This window comes from Streptococcus sp. 400_SSPC (genome assembly GCF_001072745.1).
In the GTDB taxonomy this organism is placed as follows: domain Bacteria; phylum Bacillota; class Bacilli; order Lactobacillales; family Streptococcaceae; genus Streptococcus; species Streptococcus xiaochunlingii.
On record NZ_JVIQ01000001.1, the window covers coordinates 23,403 to 42,844 of the forward strand.

Annotated in this window: 21 protein-coding genes and 1 pseudogene; 16 read left to right on the forward strand and 6 right to left on the reverse strand. The window is 43.0% G+C overall.

What is annotated here, in order from left to right; translation table 11 throughout:
* Positions 1-73: 73 nt before the first annotated feature.
* Positions 74-2,341: an ATP-dependent Clp protease ATP-binding subunit gene (locus ADH49_RS00125; protein ID WP_048687765.1), complete on the reverse strand. Its 2,268-nt coding sequence runs from the start codon at positions 2,339-2,341 to the stop codon at positions 74-76.
* Positions 2,342-2,570: 229 nt separating this feature from the next.
* On the opposite strand from ADH49_RS00125, the gene ADH49_RS00130 reads away from it, so the two are divergent.
* The 12 genes from ADH49_RS00130 (at position 2,571) to ADH49_RS00185 (ending at position 12,293) form a co-directional block, all read left to right on the forward strand.
* Positions 2,571-2,801: a DUF1797 family protein gene (locus ADH49_RS00130; protein WP_048687767.1), complete on the forward strand. Its 231-nt coding sequence runs from the start codon at positions 2,571-2,573 to the stop codon at positions 2,799-2,801.
* Between the two features lie 156 nt (positions 2,802-2,957).
* A complete protein-coding gene (locus ADH49_RS00135) occupies positions 2,958-3,812 on the forward strand; it encodes a bifunctional methylenetetrahydrofolate dehydrogenase/methenyltetrahydrofolate cyclohydrolase (RefSeq protein WP_048687769.1) in 855 nt (284 codons plus the stop codon).
* A 132-nt stretch (positions 3,813-3,944) separates the two neighbouring features.
* On the forward strand, positions 3,945-4,799 hold the full coding sequence (locus ADH49_RS00140) for an NAD(P)H-hydrate dehydratase (protein WP_048687771.1): 855 nt from the start codon (positions 3,945-3,947) through the stop codon (positions 4,797-4,799).
* Between the two features lie 112 nt (positions 4,800-4,911).
* Positions 4,912-6,252 carry an exodeoxyribonuclease VII large subunit gene (gene xseA / locus ADH49_RS00145; RefSeq protein ID WP_048687773.1) on the forward strand — a complete coding sequence of 447 codons (1,341 nt, stop codon included), beginning with the start codon at positions 4,912-4,914 and terminating at the stop codon, positions 6,250-6,252.
* Positions 6,230-6,442: an exodeoxyribonuclease VII small subunit gene (locus ADH49_RS00150; RefSeq protein ID WP_006596769.1), complete on the forward strand. Its 213-nt coding sequence runs from the start codon at positions 6,230-6,232 to the stop codon at positions 6,440-6,442. Before xseA ends, ADH49_RS00150 begins: the two co-directional genes overlap by 23 nt.
* Positions 6,439-7,326, forward strand: coding sequence for a polyprenyl synthetase family protein (locus ADH49_RS00155; RefSeq protein WP_048687776.1), 888 nt, complete (start codon positions 6,439-6,441; stop codon positions 7,324-7,326). Before ADH49_RS00150 ends, ADH49_RS00155 begins: the two co-directional genes overlap by 4 nt.
* Positions 7,307-8,122 carry a TlyA family RNA methyltransferase gene (locus ADH49_RS00160; protein WP_048687779.1) on the forward strand — a complete coding sequence of 272 codons (816 nt, stop codon included), beginning with the start codon at positions 7,307-7,309 and terminating at the stop codon, positions 8,120-8,122. Before ADH49_RS00155 ends, ADH49_RS00160 begins: the two co-directional genes overlap by 20 nt.
* A complete protein-coding gene (locus ADH49_RS00165) occupies positions 8,115-8,546 on the forward strand; it encodes an arginine repressor (protein WP_048687780.1) in 432 nt (143 codons plus the stop codon). The genes ADH49_RS00160 and ADH49_RS00165 overlap by 8 nt, the downstream gene beginning before the upstream one ends.
* Before the next feature lie 7 nt (positions 8,547-8,553).
* The gene (gene recN / locus ADH49_RS00170; RefSeq protein WP_048687782.1) at positions 8,554-10,218 is read left to right on the forward strand and encodes a DNA repair protein RecN; all 1,665 of its coding nucleotides are present in this window, start codon (positions 8,554-8,556) and stop codon (positions 10,216-10,218) included.
* A gap of 16 nt (positions 10,219-10,234) precedes the next feature.
* Positions 10,235-10,966 carry a metallophosphoesterase gene (locus ADH49_RS00175; protein WP_048687784.1) on the forward strand — a complete coding sequence of 244 codons (732 nt, stop codon included), beginning with the start codon at positions 10,235-10,237 and terminating at the stop codon, positions 10,964-10,966.
* Between the two features lie 83 nt (positions 10,967-11,049).
* On the forward strand, positions 11,050-11,883 hold the full coding sequence (locus tag ADH49_RS00180) for a DegV family protein (protein WP_048687786.1): 834 nt from the start codon (positions 11,050-11,052) through the stop codon (positions 11,881-11,883).
* Positions 11,884-12,017: 134 nt separating this feature from the next.
* Entirely contained in the window at positions 12,018-12,293 is a 276-nt protein-coding gene (locus ADH49_RS00185; protein WP_006596762.1) for an HU family DNA-binding protein, read from the forward strand.
* 267 nt (positions 12,294-12,560) lie between these two features.
* Here the strand turns inward: ADH49_RS00185 and ADH49_RS10295 are convergent.
* The 5 genes and pseudogenes from ADH49_RS10295 to ADH49_RS00215 form a co-directional block, all read right to left on the reverse strand.
* Positions 12,561-12,653, reverse strand: a pseudogene (locus ADH49_RS10295) (integrase); the annotation flags it as partial.
* A 26-nt stretch (positions 12,654-12,679) separates the two neighbouring features.
* A complete protein-coding gene (locus tag ADH49_RS09855) occupies positions 12,680-13,135 on the reverse strand; it encodes a hypothetical protein (RefSeq protein WP_152904144.1) in 456 nt (151 codons plus the stop codon).
* A gap of 38 nt (positions 13,136-13,173) precedes the next feature.
* Complete coding sequence (locus ADH49_RS00200) at positions 13,174-13,884, reverse strand: hypothetical protein (protein WP_048687789.1); 711 nt, start codon at positions 13,882-13,884, stop codon at positions 13,174-13,176.
* A gap of 1 nt (position 13,885) precedes the next feature.
* Positions 13,886-14,254 (reverse strand): S24 family peptidase, encoded by a 369-nt coding sequence (locus ADH49_RS00205; protein WP_082161843.1) that lies wholly within the window; start codon positions 14,252-14,254, stop codon positions 13,886-13,888.
* Positions 14,255-14,394: 140 nt separating this feature from the next.
* A complete protein-coding gene (locus ADH49_RS00215) occupies positions 14,395-15,162 on the reverse strand; it encodes a DUF4393 domain-containing protein (protein WP_048687793.1) in 768 nt (255 codons plus the stop codon).
* A gap of 357 nt (positions 15,163-15,519) precedes the next feature.
* On the opposite strand from ADH49_RS00215, the gene ADH49_RS10230 reads away from it, so the two are divergent.
* The 4 genes from ADH49_RS10230 (at position 15,520) to metG (ending at position 19,360) form a co-directional block, all read left to right on the forward strand.
* Entirely contained in the window at positions 15,520-15,675 is a 156-nt protein-coding gene (locus ADH49_RS10230) for a hypothetical protein (RefSeq protein ID WP_192831476.1), read from the forward strand.
* A gap of 149 nt (positions 15,676-15,824) precedes the next feature.
* Complete coding sequence (locus tag ADH49_RS00220) at positions 15,825-16,283, forward strand: Fur family transcriptional regulator (protein ID WP_048687796.1); 459 nt, start codon at positions 15,825-15,827, stop codon at positions 16,281-16,283.
* A 233-nt stretch (positions 16,284-16,516) separates the two neighbouring features.
* Positions 16,517-17,209 (forward strand): phosphoglycerate mutase, encoded by a 693-nt coding sequence (locus ADH49_RS00225; protein WP_000240129.1) that lies wholly within the window; start codon positions 16,517-16,519, stop codon positions 17,207-17,209.
* A gap of 159 nt (positions 17,210-17,368) precedes the next feature.
* Positions 17,369-19,360, forward strand: a complete 1,992-nt coding sequence (gene metG / locus ADH49_RS00230; RefSeq protein ID WP_048687799.1) for a methionine--tRNA ligase — start codon at positions 17,369-17,371, stop codon at positions 19,358-19,360.
* Positions 19,361-19,442: the final 82 nt, after the last annotated feature.

Consider the following 19,442-nt stretch of genomic DNA (forward strand, 5'->3'; position numbering starts at 1 on the left):
ACATAAAAAGCAGTAGGAGATAAAAATAAGAGAGATTCCTGGTAGCTACTAGGAATCTCTCTGTGGATTGCGATTATTCTGTTCCTTTTTCTGCCTCGTTAGCAGGTTTGTTCTTTCCTTTAATGCAAATCTTTCCATTGCTGGTCATGACAGCCTTCAGATCTTTTTCACTAGGATTTTCTAAGTAGTAATCTGTAATGGCATCTTCGATATAGTCTTGAATGGTACGACGAAGTGGACGAGCTCCCATTTTTGGATCGTAGCCCAAATCAACCAATTTTTCCTTGACTTTATCGGTAACATCGAGGTGGATATCATTGTGGGCTAGGCGTTGATTGACATCATCGAGCATAAGAGTAACAATTTGAAGGAGGTTTTCTTTAGACAAGGATTTAAATTCAATAATACCATCAAACCGGTTCATGAATTCTGGACTAAAGAAGTTTCCAAGTTCACCTAGGATAGAATTGGTACGTCCTTCACGAGCTGCCCCAAAACCAACGTTAGCCTCCGCTTTTCCAGTTCCCGCATTGGAAGTCATGATGATGATGGTATCTTTGAAGCTCACTGTTCGTCCTTGACCATCTGTCAAGCGACCATCATCCAAGACTTGGAGGAACATATGCATGACATCAGGATGGGCCTTTTCTACCTCATCCAAGAGAATGAGAGAGTAAGGGTTGCGACGCACCTTTTCAGTCAGCTGGCCAGCTTCTTCGTAACCAACATATCCTGGAGGGGCGCCGACCAGTTTAGCAACAGCATGTTTCTCCATGTATTCGCTCATATCAAAGCGAATCATACTGTCAGCAGAACCGAAGAGTTCGATAGCCAATTGTTTGGACAACTCTGTCTTCCCGACACCGGTTGGTCCAACAAAGAGGAAGCTACCGATTGGACGGTTGGGCGTTCCAAGTCCTATCCGGTTGCGACGGATGGCCTTAGCAATTTTTTCAACAGCCTCATCTTGGCCGATGACATGAGCTTTCAAATCAGCTGCCAAATTGATCAATTGGGATTGTTCTTTTTCTTTCAAATCGCCGACTGGAATATTGGTCTTTTGCTCAACGATGTGTTCGATGGTCTTTCCGCTAATAACTGGCGTATCTTGATCAGTGACCTGTTGCCCTTGCATTTCTTTGTACTTAGCGATTTGGTCACGGAAGTAGGCAGCTTTTTCGAAATCTTCATCACGCGTCGCCTGGGCTTTGAGATTTTCAGCTTCAATTAAGCGTTGGTCAATGACCTTTGGATCAACGAAATTGAGGGTTAAATTCATCTTAGAGCCAGCTTCATCCAAGAGGTCAATGGCCTTGTCGGGCAAGAAGCGGTCTTGGATATAGCGATTGGAGAGGAGTGTTGCAGCTTCGATGGCACCATCTGTGTAGTGGACGTGGTGGTAGTCCTCATATTTCTTTTGAATCCCTTTGAGGATGGTGATAGTTTCTTCAACCGTTGGCTCATCGACCTTAACGGGTTGCATCCGGCGTTCAAGTGCTGCATCCTTCTCGATAATCCGGTATTCATTAAGTGTTGTCGCACCGACTAATTGCAATTCGCCACGAGCGAGGGCTGGTTTGAGGATATTTCCAGCATCCATGTTGCCGTCTCCAGCAGATCCAGCACCGACGATTTCATGAATTTCGTCGATGAATAAAATCACATCTTCACGGCGACGGATTTCCTCCATTAATTGTTGCATACGCTCTTCAAATTGGCCTCGGATCCCAGTTCCTTGAACAAGACTAACAACGTCTAAGCGAATAACTTGCTTGCCTTGCAATTTATGAGGGACATCCCCATCGACAATCTTTTGAGCTAGCCCTTCTACGACAGCAGTTTTTCCGACACCAGGTTCACCGATCAAGACAGGGTTGTTTTTGGTACGACGGTTGAGAATTTCGATGACACGGAGAATCTCTTCATCACGACCAATGACCGGATCGATATCGCCGCGACGAGCAATTTCTGTGACATTGATTCCGAACTCTTCTAAGAGGCCTTTTGGTTGTTGTTTGGCTTGGGCTCTATTCGGTCCTAAAGAACGACCGTTCCCATTTGAACTGTAGCCATTTCCGCCTCCATAGCCCCCTCCAGATTGAGTTGGTGGCGTTTGAGGTTCTTGGGGGGATTGGAAGTTGCCCAGTTGATTGAAGAAATCTTCAAAAGGATCCCGCCCTCCGCGATTTTGTTGGTTTAATCCTGCCAGGAGACTATTGTTAGGATCCGTTTTCATAATTTGATAGCAGTTCTGGCAAAGGTCTACTTGTTGTTGGTGGCCATTCACATTTGTATAAAGATGAATGGTTGAATCGTTGATTTTACAGTTTTGACAAAGCATTCTCTTACCTCTTTCTCTAGGGTAAAAAGTGTAAAAACTATTGGTCAGAAATAGTCAAACTTTTATAGTTTCATTATAGCAGTATTCTAAAAGTTTGCAAGAATTTAGTATGAAGTCCGGTTTTAGGCATGGAATAAAGAGGAAAATAGCGGAAAAGTTGATTTTTATTGGAATTTCCTCCTTCTTTTATGATAAAATAGGAGAGTAGAAAGTAAATAGGAGAATCAAAATGGAATCACATTTGGTACGAATTATCAGCCGTTTGGAAGCAATGACAAAAGACGGTGGAAACTTAAAACGTAATTTTGAACGTGAAGGAGTTGTAGTCGCTGAAGTGGCCTACAACCATGATGAAGAAAATGGATCAGTATTTACTCTTCGTGATGTAGAAGCGCGTGAGACCTATACATTCGATAGCATTGACTTAATTGCAATGGAAATCTACGAATTGTTGTACTAAGAAGTATCAATCAAGAGTCTAGATCATCTAGTCTCTTTTTTGTTGGAAGAAAATGGTTATAGTTTCTTCTTATAACCTTGTCTAATCAAGAAGTGTTAGGAGCAGGTTCACAAATCTGATATAATAGAGAAGATATTGAATAGAAAAGAGATTGAGATGACACATGTGATTGATGGGAAGGCCTTGGCAGTAAAATTGCAAGGGGAATTAGCAGAAAAAACTGCTTGCTTAAAGGCCGAAACTGGTCAGGTTCCAGGCTTAGTAGTGATTTTGGTGGGAGAAAACCCAGCTAGCCAGGTTTATGTCCGCAATAAAGAACGGTCAGCTTTGGCAGCAGGATTTCGAAGTGAAGTGGTTCGACTGCCAGAAAGTATTTCCCAGGAGGACTTGTTGGCCCTCATTGACCGCTATAATCAGGATCCGCTTTGGCATGGAATTTTAGTCCAGTTGCCTCTACCAGCCCATATCGACGATGAGGCAGTTTTGTTAGCCATTGATCCTGCTAAGGATGTCGATGGCTTCCATCCTCTCAATATGGGACATCTTTGGGCAGGAAATCCGATCATGGTTCCCTCTACACCAGCAGGGATCATGGAAATGTTTCGGGAATACGATATTGATGTGGAAGGGAAAAATGCAGTCGTCATTGGTCGTTCTAATATTGTTGGAAAACCGATGGCCCAGCTTCTTCTGGCAAAAAATGCGACGGTGACCTTGACCCATTCGCGGACTCATCATTTGGCAAAAATCGCAAGAAAAGCCGATATCTTAGTGGTGGCAATAGGTCGTGCAAAATTTGTTACAGCTGACTTTGTTAAAGAGGGAGCTGTCGTTATTGATGTCGGTATGAACCGTGACGAAAATGGGAAGCTCTGTGGAGATGTGGACTATGAACAGGTAGCTCCTCTAGCGAGCTACATCACTCCAGTACCAGGTGGCGTTGGTCCTATGACGATTACCATGCTCATGTCTCAGACCTATGAGGCAGCTGTTCGGGCCTTGAAAAAATAAACAAGCTTGGATGAAGTCGGGACAGTGTTTGTAGCTGTAGAATGATTAGAATGATTTTTAAGGTAGGAACTTCGCTTCCTGCCTTTTTTTAGCCTAAACGTGGTAAAATAGAGAGAGAAAGAAGGAAAGCGTATGTTAAGAGTTGACCAAAACTTGCTGCAACAAGTTATCCTTAGCCGTCAGTCAGACTCCTATAAGGGAGACTATGGGCGTCTACTCTTGGTGGGAGGGACCTATCCCTATGGAGGTGCGATTATCATGGCAGCCCTCGCAGCGGTTCATAGTGGAGCGGGTCTCGTCACGGTTGCGACAGACCGCGAGAATATCCCTGCCCTCCATAGTCAGCTACCTGAAGCCATGGCTTTTGCTGTGACGGACCAAGAATTATTGGCTGAGCAAATCGCAAAAGCAGGCGTCATTTTATTGGGACCAGGACTCAATGCCAATGAGCTAGGGGTACACCTTGTAGAACTTGTTTTTGAAAGAGTTCAACCTCATCAAGTACTCATTCTAGATGGTGGAGCCATTAGCCTCTATACTCGCTTAGGACTTTCTCTTCCTCCAGCTCAACTGGTCTTTACTCCGCATCAAAAAGAATGGGAGGCCATGTCAGGTCTAGCAATCGCAGACCAAGGGGAAGAAGCAACAAGGCAGTCTCTGTCCCAACTTCCTCCAGCAAGTATTCTGGTCCAAAAGGGTCCCCAGACCAAGATTTGGCAACAAGGGCAAGCCGATTATTACCAACTATCGGTTGGAGGCCCCTATCAAGCAACGGGTGGTATGGGCGATACTTTAGCAGGCATGATTGCAGGTTTTGCGGGACAATTTCCACAAGTTGGTCTCTATGAGCGCGTGGTAGTTGCCAGTCACCTTCACTCAGCTATTGCAGAAGACTTGAGCAAGAATGCCTATGTGGTTTTACCGACAGCGATTAGTCGAGAAATTCCAAAATGGATGAGGGAAATTTGCCTTTTCAAAGGCCAATAAACAATCAAGTCTCAGATGATGAAATCTGGGGCTTTTTCCGTAGGTAGAATCAGCTTTTTCCGCTTATTTTTGGTATAATTTATACTAGAATTTTCCGTGTGAAAGGGGATCTATGTCAGAGTATTTATCGGTATCCAGTCTGACCAAATACCTCAAGTTAAAATTTGATAAGGACCCCTATCTGGAGCGGGTCTATTTGACAGGTCAGGTCTCGAATTTCCGTAAGCGTCCCAATCACCAGTATTTTTCTTTAAAGGATGAAAAAGCTGTGATCCAGGCGACTGTCTGGGCAGGGATTTATAAGAGTTTCGGCTTTGAGCTAGAAGAAGGCATGAAGATCAATGTCATCGGTCGGATCCAACTCTATGAACCAAGTGGCAGTTATTCCATTGTCATCGAAAAGGCGGAGCCAGATGGCGTCGGCGCTTTAGCTATACAGTTTGAGCAGTTGAAAAAGAAACTCCAGGAAGAAGGCCTTTTTCAAGAGAAATTTAAACAGGCCATTCCTCAGTTCTCCAAGAAAATCGGGGTTATTACCAGTCAGAGTGGGGCCGTTATTCGCGATATTATCACCACTGTTTCGCGGCGCTTTCCGGGCGTGGAGATTCTCCTTTTTCCAACCAAGGTACAAGGAGAGGGAGCTGCCCAAGAAATTGTCGCCAATATCCAAAAGGCCAATGATCGGACGGACCTAGATGTCTTGATCATCGGTCGTGGTGGTGGCTCCATCGAGGACCTATGGGCCTTTAATGAAGAGCCAGTTGTGCGGGCTATTTTTGAGTCTAGAATTCCCATTATTTCCAGTGTGGGGCATGAGACAGATACTACTCTAGCAGACTTTGTCGCAGATCGCCGGGCAGCAACTCCTACAGCTGCGGCTGAGTTGGCAACGCCTGTGACCAAGTTGGACCTGCTCAATCATTTGCAGAAGCAGGAAGGGCGGATGGCCACCGCTATGCGTAACCGCCTGGTCTATCATCGAGAACGCCTGCAAAAACTAAGCCAATCGGTCATCTTCCGTCAGCCAGAGCGGCTGTATGATTCTTATCTGCAAAAGCTGGATCAGATTCAGTTACGATTGAAACAGGCTGTGTCAGAGTCGGTTACCAGAAATAGCCGCCAGTTACAAGAACTCCGTCATCGATTGGCCTCTCAAACACCACAGCATCAGCTCGAGCGTTATCGAGACCAGATTCTCCAGATGGAGCGGTTGCTGACCTTGAAAATCAAGGAGCTCTATCAGACAAAAGCAGCAGATGCCAAGCGCCTATCGGAAGCTCTCTTGATGCTGGATACCAGTCGCATCGTGGCTAGAGGCTACGCCTTGGTACAGGCTGGAAATCAGGTTTTGGATAGCGTGGATACAATCAAAGAAAAGGATGCCTTGACGCTAGTCATGCGGGATGGGCAAGTAGAAGTAGAGGTAAAGCATGTCGAAAGAAAAGAAATTTGAAGAAAATTTAGCTGATTTGGAAGCTATTGTCCAAAAGTTGGAAAGTGGGCAAGTGCCCCTCGAAGAGGCCATCTCAGAGTTTCAGAAAGGAATGAAGCTATCAAAAGACTTGCAAGAAACACTTGATCAGGCTGAAAAGACCTTGGTCAAGGTGATGCAAGCAGATGGCTCAGAAACGGAACTAGTATGATTCTAGAAGAAAAACTGCAAGGGGTCGAAAAAGCGATAGAAGGCTTCTACGAGGCTAAACAAATCGCTCCCCGCTTGGTAGAATCCATCCTTTATTCAGTCCATGCAGGGGGGAAACGGATTCGACCTTTGCTCTTATTGGAGTTGTTGGAGGCCTTTCATGCTCCAATCCTTGAAGCTCATTTTCAGGTGGCAGCTGCTCTTGAAATGATTCATACGGGAAGCTTGATCCATGATGATTTACCAGCCATGGATAATGATGATTATCGTCGTGGTCAATTGACCAACCATAAAAAGTTTGGGGAAGACCTAGCCATCTTAGCAGGAGACTCGCTCTTCTTAGATGCCTTTGGCTGTGTGGCAGAGGCAGACCTTCCAGCTTCTATCAGGGTGCAACTGATTGCCCTGTTATCGGATGCTTCAGGGACAGCTGGGATGGTGGCAGGCCAAGTCTTGGATATGGAAGGGGAAGGGGCGAGCCTGACCTTGGACCAGTTGCAAGTCATCCATGCCAATAAGACGGGGCGACTGCTCGCCTATCCATTCCAAGCAACAGGGATCCTCTTAGAGCTTGAGCCAGCTATCGCGACTCTCTTAGAGGAAATTGGCCTCCATTTAGGCTTGGCCTTCCAGATTCGGGATGATATTTTGGATGTGACTGCTGATTTTGCCTCCTTAGGGAAAACCCCTCAGAAGGACTTGCAAGCTGAAAAATCGACCTATCCTGCCCTCCTCGGTCTAGATGGAGCTCAGGCTTATTTGGACCGGGAGTTGGATGCCTGTGAGGACTTGCTCGATCGCATCTCACAGCAGGTAGACTTCGATGGGACTGGAATCAAGAAGATAATAGAAAGACTTAGAATTCATGGCGAAGGAAAGAGTTGACGTACTGGCCTACAAGCAGGGACTTTTTGAAACCCGGGAGCAGGCCAAACGCGGTGTGATGGCTGGTCTGGTCGTTGCGGTCCATAATGGCGAGCGCTTCGATAAACCAGGCGAAAAAATTGACGAAGCGACAGAATTAAAACTCAAGGGTGAAAAACTCAAATATGTCAGTCGTGGTGGTCTCAAGTTAGAAAAGGCCTTGGACCTTTTTGAGATTGATCTGCAGGATAAGGTCACACTGGATATCGGGGCTTCGACAGGAGGCTTTACGGATGTCATGCTCCAAAATGGGGCTGCCTTGGTCTATGCAGTGGATGTAGGGACCAATCAGTTGGCATGGAAGCTTCGTCAGGATCCTCGTGTCATCTCGATGGAGCAGTTCAACTTCCGCTATGCGACGTCTGAGGATTTTGAGCAAACCCCAAGCTTTGCTAGCATTGATGTTAGTTTTATTTCCCTCAACCTCATCTTGCCAGCCCTCCATGGGATTTTACAAGAGGGAGGCCAGGTGGTTGCTCTTGTCAAACCCCAGTTTGAAGCTGGTCGGGAGCAGATTGGGAAAAATGGGATTATCAAGGATGCCAAGGTCCATCTGTCCGTCCTGGAACAGGTTCAAGGCTTTGCCTTAGAACATGGCTTCTCCGTCTTGGGAGTGGATTATTCACCGATCCAAGGGGGCCATGGCAATATTGAATTTTTACTTTATCTAGAAAAAAATACTGGGCAAGATCGTCTTCAACTGCAAGAGTTTGCGGCAGTTGTCGAAAAAGCCCACACTGACTTTAAACATGAATAGTAAACAAAACCGATTAGAAAAAATACGCCGCTTTATCCGAGAAAATAAAGTGGGTACTCAGGATACCATTGTCGAACATCTGAGGGAAGCTGGAATTTCTGCGACACAAGCGACTGTTTCCCGCGATATCAAAGAGTTGGGGATTATTAAAACGCCTTTAAAAGGTTCTGCCTATGTCTACGAATTGCCACGCGTCCAACATAGTGGAAAATTAGCAGAAAATAATCTTCAATCCTTTGAACGCATGGGGAGCTTTTTGAACCTCAAGCTTGTCCCAGGGACAGCCTATCTAGTCAAGCGGCATCTACAAGAAGATTTTGATGACATCATCTTTAGCATGATTTCAGACGACAATAGTATTTTGATTGTGGCCCGCTCGGAAGAAAAGGCTCAGTTTATCGAACAACGATTGATGGAATGGTAGGAGAGAGATGCTATTAGAAATTTCAATTAAGAACTTTGCCATCATTGAGGAAATCGCTCTGAATTTTGAGACAGGGATGACGGTTTTAACCGGTGAAACTGGAGCAGGAAAATCCATCATTATCGATGCCATGAATATGATGCTGGGGAGCCGGGCGACGACCGATGTTATCCGCCACGGAGCTCCTAAGGCTGAGATTGAAGGCCTCTTTGCCATTGACGAAAATCCTGCCCTTCAGCAGTTATTTGAGGAACAGGGCTTAGAATGGGCAGAGGAGTTGATTATTCGCAGGGAAATTTTCCAGAATGGTCGGAGTGTCAGCCGGATCAATGGGCAGATGGTTAACCTCTCCGTTCTCAAGGCCGTTGGCCAGCATTTGGTAGATATTCATGGCCAGCACGATCAGGAAGAACTGATGCGGGCTCCCTTGCATATCGCTATGCTGGATAGCTTTGGGGAGGATACTTTTTTTGCGACTAAGAAGGCCTATAGAGAGACCTTTGAGAATTATAAGTCCTTGCGCAAGCAGGTCTTGCAGATCCAAAAAAATAACCAGGAAAACCAAGCTCGGATCGAGATGCTGGAATACCAAATTTCGGAAATCGAGGCGGCAGCCCTGTCCCTGGATGAAGATGTCCAGTTAGAGCAAGAACGGCAACGTCTGCTCAATCATAAGATGATTGCAGATACCCTAAGTAATGCTTATACCATGCTAGATGCAGAAGACTTCTCCAGTCTTAGCAATGTGCGGTCGGCTATGAATGATTTGCAAAGCATCGAAGAGTACGATCCAGACTACAAGACCTTATCTGATCAACTGGCTGAGACCTACTATACTCTGGAGGATTTGACCAAGCGCTTGGAGGATCTGGTAGATGGATTGGACTTTGACGGTAACCGCTTGATGCAGGTGGAAGCTCGACTAGACCTGATCCATTCAATTACTCGTAAATATGGTGGTCAGGTAAAGGATGTCCTTGATTACCTAGAGCAAATTAGCAAGGAGTATAGCCTATTAACAGGAGGAGGAACCTCTTCTGAAGACTTGGAAAAAGAACTCAAGTCTATGGAAGGACAGTTGGTTGCCTTGGCTAAAGAACTGAGTCAAGGGCGTCATGCCTTGGCCCAAGAGCTGGAAGCTGAGATCCAGCAGGAATTGGCGGATCTCTACATGGAAAAAGCTCGTTTCCAAGTGCGTTTTACCCCATCTAAGTTTAATCGGGAAGGAAACGAAACGGTTGAGTTTTATATTTCAACCAACCCTGGAGAGGACTTTAAACCTTTGGTAAAAGTAGCATCAGGTGGGGAGTTGTCCCGTCTTATGTTGGCCATCAAGTCAGCCTTTTCACGTAAAGAAGGCAAGACCAGTATTGTCTTTGACGAGGTGGATACAGGGGTATCTGGTCGGGTGGCGCAGGCCATTGCTTCGAAGATTTATAAGATTGGACGTTATGGTCAGGTGCTAGCCATCTCTCATTTACCTCAGGTCATTGCAGTAGCCGATTACCAATTCTTTATCGAAAAGGTGAGCGATGAATTTTCAACGGTTTCGACCGTTCGCTTGCTCAGTCATGAAGAACGGGTCGAAGAAGTCGCTAAGATGCTAGCTGGTGAAGATGTGACAGAAGCAGCCCGTATGCAGGCAGAGCAATTGCTAAAACGGCCGTCCTAAGAAGAAAGGAACCGATATGAAAAGCTATTTCGTAGTGGGAGACATTCATGGAAAAGCTGGTATGCTAGAGGAACTGATGACCCATTGGGATGGTCAGTCCCAGCTGGTTTTTCTCGGAGATCTGATAGACCGTGGGGAAGATAGTCGTAAGGTTATCGAACTGGTCAAAGATGTTGTCGAACAGCAAGGGGCCATCTGCCTCTCTGGGAACCACGAATACATGTTTCTAGCCTGGATCGATGACCCGACCGAGCGCTATGACCATTACCGACGAAATGGTGGGGACACGACCATCAACTCTCTACTTGGTCGTCCTCTCACGGCTCCAGTAGATGGCGTGGCGGATGCTCGGCGCGTGCAAGAGACTTGTGGGGATCTCGTCGCTTTCATCCGTTCGCTTCCTTTTGTCTATGAAACAGAACACTATATTTTTGTGCATGCTGGGCTTGACTTGACCTTGCCTGATTGGCATGAAACGTCGGATTACCAAAAGGTCTGGATTCGCCAACCCTTCCATGAAGCTTTGAATCAGACAGGAAAGACCATTGTTTTCGGCCATACCCCGGTTCACTATCTCTTGGATCAAAAGATTGGAACCAAGGAGCTCTGGGTGACCAAAGATGGGAAGATTGGCATGGATGGCGGGGCTGTATATGGTGGCGTCCTCCATGGCATTCTCTTTGATGAAAGTGGAATGAAGGCCGATGTTGCCTTGGTCAATGATGGCTTTGCAGCTATCGATGATTAAGTAAAAAGGACTTTGTCCCACAAAAGCCTAGAAAATTTGATATAATAGAGTGGATATATCTAAGAAAAGATTGTAGGAATGTTATGTCACAAGTAAAAATTGTTACAGACTCATCCGTAACGATTGAGCCTGAAGTTGTTGAAAAATATGGAATTACCATCGTTCCCCTCTCTGTTATGGTGGACGGTGTCCTCTATTCAGATGCGGAATTAACAGAAGGACAATTCCTTCAGTTGATGAAGTCCAGTAAGAACCTTCCAAAGACCAGTCAACCTCCAGTAGGTGTGTTTGCGGAAGCCTTCGAAGGTTTGGCGGAAGAAGGGGCGCAAATTATTGCGATCCATATGTCCCATGCCTTATCTGGTACAGTGGAAGCTGCACGTCAAGGCGCTACCTTAGCCAATGCAGATGTCACGGTGATCGATAGTAGCTTTACGGACCAAGCCATGAAGTTCCAAGTGGTGGAAGCAACGAAACTGGCTCAAGAAGGAGCTAGCGTAGAGGAAATTGTAGCCCACATTGAAGAGGTCAAGCAAAAATCTAGACTCTACATTGGGGTTTCTACTCTGGAAAACCTGGTGAAAGGAGGCCGGATTGGCCGCGTAACTGGTTTATTGAGTTCCCTTTTGAACATTCGGGTTGTCATGGAAATGAAGAATGATGAACTGCAACCGATTGTCAAAGGACGCGGACAGAAGACCTTTAAAAAATGGTTGGACGAGTTGATACAAGACCTATCTGGTAAAGAAATCGCTGAGATAGGGATTTCCTATGCTGGTGGACCTGACTTTGCTAACCAAATGAAGGCGCAATTACAGCCTTTGGTTGCAACTCCGATCTCTGTTTTGGAGACAGGTTCAATCATTCAAACCCACACTGGGGAAGATGCCTGGGCAGTTCTTGTCCGATTTGCATAGAAGCCCGTCAATAAAGGAATTTATTCCTAGATAAATGTTGATAAAAACAAGTTTAGTACTTGACCTAAAAGCATTTTTTAGATATGATAGAGATGTTAAGGGTAAAACCTAAAAAAATTTGGAGGATTTGTTAAATGGCTAACAAACAAGATTTGATCGCAAAAGTGGCAGAAGCTACAGAATTGACTAAAAAAGACTCAGCAGCAGCAGTTGACGCTGTATTTGCAGCTGTTTCAGAATACCTTTCAAAAGGTGAAAAAGTTCAATTGATCGGTTTCGGTAACTTTGAAGTTCGTGAACGTGCAGCTCGTAAAGGTCGCAACCCACAAACTGGTAAAGAAATCAAAATCGCTGCTTCTAAAGTTCCAGCATTCAAAGCTGGTAAAGCTCTTAAAGACGCAGTCAAATAATTGTGATTTAAAAAGCCTGTTGTATCAAGCATTTTAGCTTGTGCGACAGGCTTTTTTGTATCCGAGGGGCAAAGTATTATAAATTATCCAGCAAATCCAGAATGTTGTCATCCATCTTCTTCGTCACATGCGTGTAAATTTTGTTAGTGGTACGAGAATCAGATTGTCCCAAAGGCTCAACATTCGTCAAGAATCTGACTATATTGCGCATCTGTTGTCTTGATTCGCATCAGAACTAATTCTATATGACTATCAAGCAGTTATTGGGGAGACCGTTACTCGTTTCAACTTCTCTGTATAAGGATCGTTGTATCTTTCAAAAAATTTATATTTCCCATTTTTGAGTTTTTCAATCCACATTGTTCATTACCTCTCCAATATGAGGCCTATTCTTCATGTTCCTGCAGTTCATTCAAAGCATCTTGGATATCTTTTTTTGTTTTAAAAGGATTATTTTTGATGTTTACGATATACATGAAAATCGTCAAAATCAGAAGAAAGAATCCAATAGCTAGATTTATCGTGAAATACAAGAGAGTACAGAACGCAAGCAAACCCACTGGAAAATACCAAGAAGAAGCAGGGTGAATTTTTCTACCTTTTTGTGTGTAAATAGCTTGTTCTTGTTTTTTTGATTGACTTTTTTTCATGCTTCCGAAAGCATCTACAGTTGTTTTATTGTAAACTTTATTGTATAAAGCACGTTTTGGATTCTTGATAATTCCAGTGCCTTTCTGTCCGTATGTGGGGATGACTGCTTTTTTCATTTGCCTTTTCCATTTTGAAGTAGTTCTGGCTTTTAGACTTTTTGAAAGGCTTGGTTTTCTAACTCCTATTTTCATATAGTTCTCCCTTCTAGCCATCTTTCGAGGTGGCTTTCTTATTTGTTTTCTAAAATTTGAATCTTTTCAGTGAGATCATTTATCTTTGCGACATCACTATTTAAATTATTGATGTAATAATTAACCTCGTTACTAATATCGATGTGATTATTGTACCCACTAATGTTTTGGAAGTAATTGATAATATTTCTACAAAAACGAGCATGCTCATTGTAGTAGGCAAGTTCTGAAATCAAAATATTTAATTCAAATTTTTGTTTATCCCATCTAGGAAAATCAACATCAAGATTAACGGGAAAGTTCTTGACAGAGTGAATTTCCCATAGAGCATGATATTTACCAGCTATCTGTTTTCCTTCTTCGCTCGGTTTCGTTCGCTCTCCATCATCTAGTAACAAACCTTTGTTTTTGAATTCTTTTGTCAACTTTTCTGCATCTATGTTATAGTCAGAGAAAAAGTATTTCGGGATAGATATTGATGATTTTCTACCTGTTTTAGTATTCCCCCACCAGACAAGTAGAAGCAGTTCTCTCAACTTATAACCTTCTGGTGTCTGATAATTGTCGGTATAACGAGGAGAATCGAAAGACCGATCCCAAAAATCTTGCATTGTTGGCCTACTCAAAAGCAGGTTGACATATTCTCTTGTATAGTAATCTGGGCCAGTAGAAATAGTCGTCTTAACATTCATTCTTTCTGGCAAGATTCTTTTCTTTTTCTTTTTGAAGAGAAAATCAAAAAATCCCATATCATTTCTCACTTTCTTCTCTATACACATCTACAACTTTGCCAATGAAACTAAAATCACTGTTTGAATTAATCGTTATTTCTTTGTATTTCTTGTTAAAGCTTCTTAAATAAGCTTTGTCCTTTTCGATAATGAGCTGCTTGATATAAGCCTCTCCCTCGTAGTCAAACACTTCAACTGTTTCACTTGGAAGCTCTATCGCCAATTTAACATACATATAATCCCTAAATTTGTAATCTGGTTCCAACGAATCTCCGTAAATAGGCGTAACGAAGTCATCGTCCACCTTCATAGACAACTGAATTGTCTCTCTATCTGTACTTCGTTGTGTAGATAGTTCTCTAACAACCACAGTTCGAGGAGGAATCATGGAAACATTTATTAGATCAGTTCTGATATCTTTAATAGTGATATACACTCTGATGCATTACTACATTTATAAAGTAAATGAACTATACAAGAAATATATGGATTTCGAAACATCAAGTGTTAAGAAATTTGCTGAAGACATCATAAACAAACTTCCAAAAAATTCATCCCAAGGGGAGTGATAGAAAAACACATTTTTTCAAAACTAATATCTGGATGGTATTGAAGAACTTGTTGAACAGTGAAGTTATTTCTGATGAAATCATAGTCTGAATCAATTGTGGAATATTTATCATCTTCAATTTTTAACAGACCTAGTCGCTCTAAGTTCGTTAAAGATGAAGATAATTCATTAATCCCTTCAGTGCCATTTATAAAGTAAATGATTGGGAATACTATTTTGTAGCCACTATCGGATCTTATAACAGCTTTCATGATAGGGATTGGGGATCCTGCTAGGGGATTCTGTCCTTTTAAAAATTGGAGAATACGTGCATCCGTTACGTCTAGTTGCTTGATAATTTCAACGAAAGATGGGTGTATAATCGAGTTCTTTCGATTATCAAATGAACTAGCTAATATTTTAGCGAACATAGAACGCAACTCTTCTTCTTCAATATAATATTTAGATGCTTCCAATGCAGGGCCTAATATTTTTAGAGGAGGTTCTTGGACATTCTCTGGTGGGATAGTTGCTACTTCTTGAAGTGTGCTATTTCTGAGATTCTCGACATCAATTTCGTTTTTTGCACGCAATAACGCTGCTTGATTAGAAACGTCGTGGCCATAATTGACATACCACCAATCTTGAAATGTTTGAATAGGCCCAGCAAATACACCGGCTGAAGTAGCTCCTCCTAAAAATCCTGTAAAAAGAGGAAGGAAGTCTTTAAGTTGGTTAGGGTCCATAATTTTTCTTTCTTCATATATTGACTAAAACTGTAAGATACATTGGTCAAGATATATTATACGATAATAAACATTGTATGTCAATATATTGTATTCCTTAAAATTGTTTTGATTTTTGTTACACAATATATAGTATAACAGGGAGAGCGATAATGGAAATTATACAAATAAAGTTAGATAAGGATTAGAGGCCATGCTTTGGGAAAAAATTTCAGAAAATTGGACAGTTTATAAACTTTGTTTAAAAGCAGATATCGGACCTGCTGGAATCTATCGTTTTTTTGTTTTGGAGTCCTTTCTAGACAGGGCCTATAAATAGGAGTATAATAGAAAAAAGTGAGAAATGGAGGGTGGACCATGAGATGGATTGTTGGAATCTTTGTTCTGCTCATGATTAAGCCAATTATTTATCTATTGAAAGGTCTCTGGTTTATGGTGGAACTCTTCTTTATGTTCCTCTTTGTTAAAATTTTACTAGGAACTATGAGATGGATCTTTAGTTGGGGAAGTTAAGATTAGATATAAAAAAGTGTGGGAGTAAAGGAGCTTGATTCGAGCTAATTTAATCCTGCACTTTTTCTTATTTACAAACATTCTAATTAGGCAAAATGTGGTATTCGTGATATAATAGTTTTAAAGAAGAGACAGAAAGGGGAAAGACCATGCTAGCTTGTTTAACGCTCGATTCCGTTCAACAAGAAAAAGTGGAAGATGTATTGCAACACTTGCGTAAAAAATCTGTACGGATTACAGAGACGCGTCGGGCTGTCCTTTCCTATCTTGTCAAAAGTCAGGAACATCCAAGTGCAGATGCCATCTATCAGGACTTGAAACCAGCCTTTCCCAATATGAGCCTGGCAACCGTTTATAACAATCTCAAGGTCCTCATTGAAGAAGGTTTTGTCTCTGAAATTAAAGTTCGTAATGATACCACGACCTACTTTGACTTTATGGGACACGATCATTTGAATTTGATTTGTGAGTCTTGTGGGAAGATTGATGATATTGATATCGAAGTTCCAGACGTGAGAGCAGAAGCGAGAGAAAAAAGTGGCTACGTCATTACCAAGTGCCAAACCACAGTTTATGGCCTTTGTCCGGAATGCCAGAAGCAATTGTAGGCAAACCTCTTTTTAGAGGTTTTTTTGTTTAGTCTTGTTTGTGGAAAGAGGGTGGAAGAGGCAGGATTTAGAACCTGGTGAGAGCGACTTGTAAATGTCCATGAAAAAGAATTGATAAAATTTTCACGAAATCTTCGATCTAGCTCTGTTAAGACTAGATTTTTCCCTCAAAATCTAGTAGAATAGAATAGATAAACGAGGGTAACCTCGGAAAATAAAAGGAGATCCATCTAATGGTAAAATTGGTTTTTGCTCGCCACGGTGAGTCTGAATGGAACAAAGCTAACCTTTTCACTGGTTGGGCTGATGTTGATTTGTCTGAAAAAGGTACACAACAAGCGATCGACGCTGGTAAATTGATCAAAGAAGCTGGTATCGAATTTGACCAAGCTTACACTTCAGTATTGAAACGTGCGATCAAAACAACTAACTTGGCTCTTGAAGCTTCTGACCAATTATGGGTTCCAGTTGAAAAATCATGGCGCTTGAACGAACGTCACTACGGTGGTTTGACTGGTAAAAACAAAGCTGAAGCTGCAGAACAATTTGGTGATGAGCAAGTTCACATCTGGCGTCGTTCATACGATGTATTGCCTCCAAACATGGATCGCGATGATGAGCACTCAGCACACACTGACCGTCGTTACGCTTCACTTGACGACTCAGTAATTCCAGATGCTGAAAACTTGAAAGTAACTTTGGAACGTGCCCTTCCATTCTGGGAAGATAAAATCGCTCCAGCTCTTAAAGATGGTAAAAATGTATTCGTAGGAGCACACGGTAACTCAATCCGTGCCCTTGTGAAACACATCAAAGGTTTGTCAGACGACGAAATCATGGATGTGGAAATCCCTAACTTCCCACCATTGGTATTCGAATTTGACGAAAAATTGAACGTAGTTTCTGAATACTATCTTGGAAAGTAAGATAGCAGGATTCGTTATCAATCATAGAAAGCTGACTTCAGTCAGCTTTTTTGTTTGTCCGTCGCAGACCTAGCTGTTTTTTGGTTTTCAGGGACTCCTAAAAATGATATAATGAAGTGTTATTACATAAGGTTTCATTAGCCTTGAAAGGAAAAGAAAATGACAAAATCATTCTACATCACAACCCCTATCTATTACCCATCTGGTAAATTGCATATTGGTTCAGCTTATACAACGATCGCCTGTGACGTTTTGGCGCGTTACAAACGCATGATGAACTACGATGTTTTCTACCTGACTGGTCTCGATGAGCATGGGCAAAAGATCCAGCAGAAAGCGGAAGAAGCTGGCATTACACCGCAAGCTTATGTAGATGGGATGGCGGTTGGAGTGAAAGAACTCTGGCAATTACTCGATATCTCATATGATAAATTCATCCGTACGACAGACGACTACCATGAAAAAGTAGTGGCTCAGGTTTTTGAACGCTTGCTGGCGCAAGACGACATCTACCTAGGTGAGTACTCTGGCTGGTATTCAGTCTCTGATGAAGAGTTCTTTACAGAAAGCCAATTGGCTGAGGTATACCGTGATGAGAATGGCAAGGTCATCGGTGGGGTAGCCCCATCAGGACACGAAGTAGAATGGGTTTCTGAAGAATCTTATTTCCTTCGTCTCAGCAAATACCAAGACCGTTTGGTTGAATTTTTCAAATCCCAACCTGATTTCATCACCCCAGATGGTCGTCTCAATGAAATGTTGAAAAACTTCATCGAGCCAGGTTTGGAAGACTTAGCGGTATCTCGGACCACCTTTACCTGGGGTGTGCCAGTTCCATCTAATCCAAAACATGTGGTCTATGTATGGATTGATGCTCTTCTCAACTATGTGACAGCTCTTGGCTACGGTCAAGAAAATCATGAAAACTTTGACAAATTCTGGAACGGCACCGTCTTCCACATGGTTGGAAAAGACATCCTTCGTTTCCACTCCATCTACTGGCCAATCCTTCTCATGATGTTGGATGTTAAATTGCCAGAACGTTTGATTGCCCATGGTTGGTTTGTCATGAAAGACGGCAAGATGTCTAAGTCTAAAGGGAATGTCATCTACCCAGAAATGTTGGTGGAACGCTTCGGCTTGGATCCGCTTCGTTACTACCTCATGCGTAGCCTTCCAGTTGGTTCTGATGGGACCTTCACCCCAGAAGACTACGTGGCTCGTATCAACTATGAATTGGCCAATGACCTTGGAAACCTCCTCAACCGGACGGTAGCCATGATCAATAAATACTTTGGTGGTCAAGTTCCTGCTTATGTCGAAAATGTTACCGCATTTGATGCTGATTTGGCTAAGGTAGTTGAAGAAAACATCGCAGAATACCACAAGCAAATGAACGCGGTTGATTACCCACGCGCTTTGGAAGCCGTATGGAGCATCATCTCTCGTACCAACAAGTACATCGATGAGACAGCTCCTTGGGTCCTCGCTAAAGAAGATGGCGACAAGGAACAATTGGCAGCGGTCATGGCTCACTTAGCGGCTAGTCTTCGTGTCGTGGCTCACTTGATCCAACCATTCATGATGAACACCTCAAATGCCATCATGGAACAACTTGGCTTGGGCTTGGACTTCGATCTTGAAAACTTGACTTTAGCAGGCTTCCCTGAAAATGTCACAGTGGTGGCCAAAGGAACTCCAATCTTCCCACGTCTTGACATGGAAGAAGAAATTGCCTACATCCAATCTCAAATGACTGCAGGCAAACCACAAGAAAAAGAATGGATTCCAGAAGAAGTGGAACTCAAGTCTGAAAAAGACGAGATCAAATTTGAAGACTTTGACAAGGTTGAAATCCGTGTCGCAGAAGTCAAAGAAGTGGAACGCGTCGAAGGATCAGACAAACTGCTTCGCTTCCGCCTTGACGCTGGTGACGGTGAAGATCGTCAAATCCTCTCTGGTATCGCTCAATTCTATCCAAATGAACAAGAATTGGTCGGCAAGAAACTTCAAATCGTGGCCAACCTCAAACCACGTAAGATGATGAAGAAATATGTCAGCCAAGGCATGATTCTTTCCGCGGAACACGGAGATCAATTAACAGTCTTAACAGTTGATCCATCTGTACCAAATGGAAGCATCATCGGCTAAACGATAGACAAAGAAAAAATCATCTAAAAAACTTTCCTTAGGTGAGTACGGACGTCAGCGAACTTCGAAGAAGTTCCATGAC

Coding starts and splice junctions, on each gene's coding strand:
- ADH49_RS00125 (WP_048687765.1), bottom strand. CDS start 2,341: ATGCTTTGTCAAAACTGTAAAATCAACGATTCAACCATTCATCTTTAT.
- ADH49_RS00130 (WP_048687767.1), top strand. CDS start 2,571: ATGGAATCACATTTGGTACGAATTATCAGCCGTTTGGAAGCAATGACA.
- ADH49_RS00135 (WP_048687769.1), top strand. CDS start 2,958: ATGACACATGTGATTGATGGGAAGGCCTTGGCAGTAAAATTGCAAGGG.
- ADH49_RS00140 (WP_048687771.1), top strand. CDS start 3,945: ATGTTAAGAGTTGACCAAAACTTGCTGCAACAAGTTATCCTTAGCCGT.
- xseA (WP_048687773.1), top strand. CDS start 4,912: ATGTCAGAGTATTTATCGGTATCCAGTCTGACCAAATACCTCAAGTTA.
- ADH49_RS00150 (WP_006596769.1), top strand. CDS start 6,230: ATGTCGAAAGAAAAGAAATTTGAAGAAAATTTAGCTGATTTGGAAGCT.
- ADH49_RS00155 (WP_048687776.1), top strand. CDS start 6,439: ATGATTCTAGAAGAAAAACTGCAAGGGGTCGAAAAAGCGATAGAAGGC.
- ADH49_RS00160 (WP_048687779.1), top strand. CDS start 7,307: ATGGCGAAGGAAAGAGTTGACGTACTGGCCTACAAGCAGGGACTTTTT.
- ADH49_RS00165 (WP_048687780.1), top strand. CDS start 8,115: ATGAATAGTAAACAAAACCGATTAGAAAAAATACGCCGCTTTATCCGA.
- recN (WP_048687782.1), top strand. CDS start 8,554: ATGCTATTAGAAATTTCAATTAAGAACTTTGCCATCATTGAGGAAATC.
- ADH49_RS00175 (WP_048687784.1), top strand. CDS start 10,235: ATGAAAAGCTATTTCGTAGTGGGAGACATTCATGGAAAAGCTGGTATG.
- ADH49_RS00180 (WP_048687786.1), top strand. CDS start 11,050: ATGTCACAAGTAAAAATTGTTACAGACTCATCCGTAACGATTGAGCCT.
- ADH49_RS00185 (WP_006596762.1), top strand. CDS start 12,018: ATGGCTAACAAACAAGATTTGATCGCAAAAGTGGCAGAAGCTACAGAA.
- ADH49_RS09855 (WP_152904144.1), bottom strand. CDS start 13,135: ATGAAAATAGGAGTTAGAAAACCAAGCCTTTCAAAAAGTCTAAAAGCC.
- ADH49_RS00200 (WP_048687789.1), bottom strand. CDS start 13,884: ATGGGATTTTTTGATTTTCTCTTCAAAAAGAAAAAGAAAAGAATCTTG.
- ADH49_RS00205 (WP_082161843.1), bottom strand. CDS start 14,254: ATGATTCCTCCTCGAACTGTGGTTGTTAGAGAACTATCTACACAACGA.
- ADH49_RS00215 (WP_048687793.1), bottom strand. CDS start 15,162: ATGGACCCTAACCAACTTAAAGACTTCCTTCCTCTTTTTACAGGATTT.
- ADH49_RS10230 (WP_192831476.1), top strand. CDS start 15,520: ATGAGATGGATTGTTGGAATCTTTGTTCTGCTCATGATTAAGCCAATT.
- ADH49_RS00220 (WP_048687796.1), top strand. CDS start 15,825: ATGCTAGCTTGTTTAACGCTCGATTCCGTTCAACAAGAAAAAGTGGAA.
- ADH49_RS00225 (WP_000240129.1), top strand. CDS start 16,517: ATGGTAAAATTGGTTTTTGCTCGCCACGGTGAGTCTGAATGGAACAAA.
- metG (WP_048687799.1), top strand. CDS start 17,369: ATGACAAAATCATTCTACATCACAACCCCTATCTATTACCCATCTGGT.